This is a genomic window from Acidithiobacillus sp. TH-A35 (assembly GCF_057473505.1).
This window is the reverse complement of the sequence record NZ_JBYCKR010000250.1, coordinates 1-2,974: the sequence shown is the minus strand read 5'-3', so window position 1 is coordinate 2,974 and position 2,974 is coordinate 1. Positions and strand designations below refer to the sequence as shown.

General features: G+C 57.9%; 4 protein-coding genes. 2 read left to right on the top strand and 2 right to left on the bottom strand.

Translation table 11 applies throughout. The annotated features are described in order from the left end of the window. Positions 1-63: 63 nt before the first annotated feature. Positions 64-768 (top strand): IS6-like element IS26 family transposase, encoded by a 705-nt coding sequence (locus AC2VNK_RS08425; protein ID WP_001067855.1) that lies wholly within the window; start codon positions 64-66, stop codon positions 766-768. A gap of 357 nt (positions 769-1,125) precedes the next feature. Here AC2VNK_RS08425 and AC2VNK_RS08420 read toward each other — a convergent pair whose 3' ends face one another. Further along, complete coding sequence (locus AC2VNK_RS08420) at positions 1,126-1,404, bottom strand: site-specific integrase (protein ID WP_000015696.1); 279 nt, start codon at positions 1,402-1,404, stop codon at positions 1,126-1,128. Positions 1,405-1,669: 265 nt separating this feature from the next. On the opposite strand from AC2VNK_RS08420, the gene AC2VNK_RS08415 reads away from it, so the two are divergent. Next, on the top strand, positions 1,670-1,798 hold the full coding sequence (locus AC2VNK_RS08415) for a type VI secretion protein (RefSeq protein WP_001260374.1): 129 nt from the start codon (positions 1,670-1,672) through the stop codon (positions 1,796-1,798). 55 nt (positions 1,799-1,853) lie between these two features. Here AC2VNK_RS08415 and tet read toward each other — a convergent pair. After that, positions 1,854-2,974 (bottom strand): Tet(A)/Tet(B)/Tet(C) family tetracycline efflux MFS transporter (gene tet, locus AC2VNK_RS08410; protein ID WP_180740292.1); only part of this gene is annotated, 1,121 nt, incomplete at its 5' end.

The following is a 2,974-nucleotide window of genomic DNA, read 5'->3' as shown; positions in this document are numbered from 1 at the left end:
GGCACTGTTGCAAATAGTCGGTGGTGATAAACTTATCATCCCCTTTTGCTGATGGAGCTGCACATGAACCCATTCAAAGGCCGGCATTTTCAGCGTGACATCATTCTGTGGGCCGTACGCTGGTACTGCAAATACGGCATCAGTTACCGTGAGCTGCAGGAGATGCTGGCTGAACGCGGAGTGAATGTCGATCACTCCACGATTTACCGCTGGGTTCAGCGTTATGCGCCTGAAATGGAAAAACGGCTGCGCTGGTACTGGCGTAACCCTTCCGATCTTTGCCCGTGGCACATGGATGAAACCTACGTGAAGGTCAATGGCCGCTGGGCGTATCTGTACCGGGCCGTCGACAGCCGGGGCCGCACTGTCGATTTTTATCTCTCCTCCCGTCGTAACAGCAAAGCTGCATACCGGTTTCTGGGTAAAATCCTCAACAACGTGAAGAAGTGGCAGATCCCGCGATTCATCAACACGGATAAAGCGCCCGCCTATGGTCGCGCGCTTGCTCTGCTCAAACGCGAAGGCCGGTGCCCGTCTGACGTTGAACACCGACAGATTAAGTACCGGAACAACGTGATTGAATGCGATCATGGCAAACTGAAACGGATAATCGGCGCCACGCTGGGATTTAAATCCATGAAGACGGCTTACGCCACCATCAAAGGTATTGAGGTGATGCGTGCACTACGCAAAGGCCAGGCCTCAGCATTTTATTATGGTGATCCCCTGGGCGAAATGCGCCTGGTAAGCAGAGTTTTTGAAATGTAAGGCCTTTGAATAAGACAAAAGGCTGCCTCATCGCTAACTTTGCAACAGTGCCCCTGCGTGCGCTGCTGCCATGTCCACTACCTGACGCCGGTGATGGTGATGGCCTCGCCGGAGCGGGAATTTCTTAACCTCGACGAATTTAGACGATCGGCGGGCGAGGGGATGTCGTGGCAAGGTCCGCCTTGCGCTGCTCCGCAAGGGCGACACCAGCGGGTTCGTCGGCGGCCACGCCTAGCGCGACCGCAACCAAGCGTCGAAAAAGTATACGCTCGTCACCCGCCGTCTCCTGTGCTGAGAGTCTCAGGCCGATCGGCCGGCAGGGCTCAATGTCAGCAAACGCGTGATGAGCGGTGGCCTTCAACAGTGATAAGGCGGCACCAGAGAAAAATCACTCAGGGTCAATGCCAGCGCTTCGTTAATACAGATGTAGGTGTTCCACAGGGTAGCCAGCAGCATCCTGCGATGCAGATCCGGAACATAATGGTGCAGGGCGCTGACTTCCGGTGCCAGCAGATATTTTGGCAGTTTGCCTTGGATCAGAGCCATCTGACGCAGGGCTAGTGCAGCCGGATAGTCAATAGCTACCGGCAGCGGTGCGGACTGTTGTAACTCAGAATAAGAAATGAGGCCGCTCATGGCGTTGACTCTCAGTCATAGTATCGTGGTATCACCGGTTGGTTCCACTCTCTGTTGCGGGCAACTTCAGCAGCACGTAGGGGACTTCCGCGTTTCCAGACTTTACGAAACACGGAAACCGAAGACCATTCATGTTGTTGCTCAGGTCGCAGACGTTTTGCAGCAGCAGTCGCTTCACGTTCGCTCGCGTATCGGTGATTCATTCTGCTAACCAGTAAGGCAACCCCGCCAGCCTAGCCGGGTCCTCAACGACAGGAGCACGATCATGCGCACCCGTGGCCAGGACCCAACGCTGCCCGAGATGCGCCGCGTGCGGCTGCTGGAGATGGCGGACGCGATGGATATGTTCTGCCAAGGGTTGGTTTGCGCATTCACAGTTCTCCGCAAGAATTGATTGGCTCCAATTCTTGGAGTGGTGAATCCGTTAGCGAGGTGCCGCCGGCTTCCATTCAGGTCGAGGTGGCCCGGCTCCATGCACCGCGACGCAACGCGGGGAGGCAGACAAGGTATAGGGCGGCGCCTACAATCCATGCCAACCCGTTCCATGTGCTCGCCGAGGCGGCATAAATCGCCGTGACGATCAGCGGTCCAATGATCGAAGTTAGGCTGGTAAGAGCCGCGAGCGATCCTTGAAGCTGTCCCTGATGGTCGTCATCTACCTGCCTGGACAGCATGGCCTGCAACGCGGGCATCCCGATGCCGCCGGAAGCGAGAAGAATCATAATGGGGAAGGCCATCCAGCCTCGCGTCGCGAACGCCAGCAAGACGTAGCCCAGCGCGTCGGCCGCCATGCCGGCGATAATGGCCTGCTTCTCGCCGAAACGTTTGGTGGCGGGACCAGTGACGAAGGCTTGAGCGAGGGCGTGCAAGATTCCGAATACCGCAAGCGACAGGCCGATCATCGTCGCGCTCCAGCGAAAGCGGTCCTCGCCGAAAATGACCCAGAGCGCTGCCGGCACCTGTCCTACGAGTTGCATGATAAAGAAGACAGTCATAAGTGCGGCGACGATAGTCATGCCCCGCGCCCACCGGAAGGAGCTGACTGGGTTGAAGGCTCTCAAGGGCATCGGTCGACGCTCTCCCTTATGCGACTCCTGCATTAGGAAGCAGCCCAGTAGTAGGTTGAGGCCGTTGAGCACCGCCGCCGCAAGGAATGGTGCATGCAAGGAGATGGCGCCCAACAGTCCCCCGGCCACGGGGCCTGCCACCATACCCACGCCGAAACAAGCGCTCATGAGCCCGAAGTGGCGAGCCCGATCTTCCCCATCGGTGATGTCGGCGATATAGGCGCCAGCAACCGCACCTGTGGCGCCGGTGATGCCGGCCACGATGCGTCCGGCGTAGAGGATCCACAGGACGGGTGTGGTCGCCATGATCGCGTAGTCGATAGTGGCTCCAAGTAGCGAAGCGAGCAGGACTGGGCGGCGGCCAAAGCGGTCGGACAGTGCTCCGAGAACGGGTGCGCATAGAAATTGCATCAACGCATATAGCGCTAGCAGCACGCCATAGTGACTGGCGATGCTGTCGGAATGGACGATATCCCGCAAGAGGCCCGGCAGTACCGGCATAA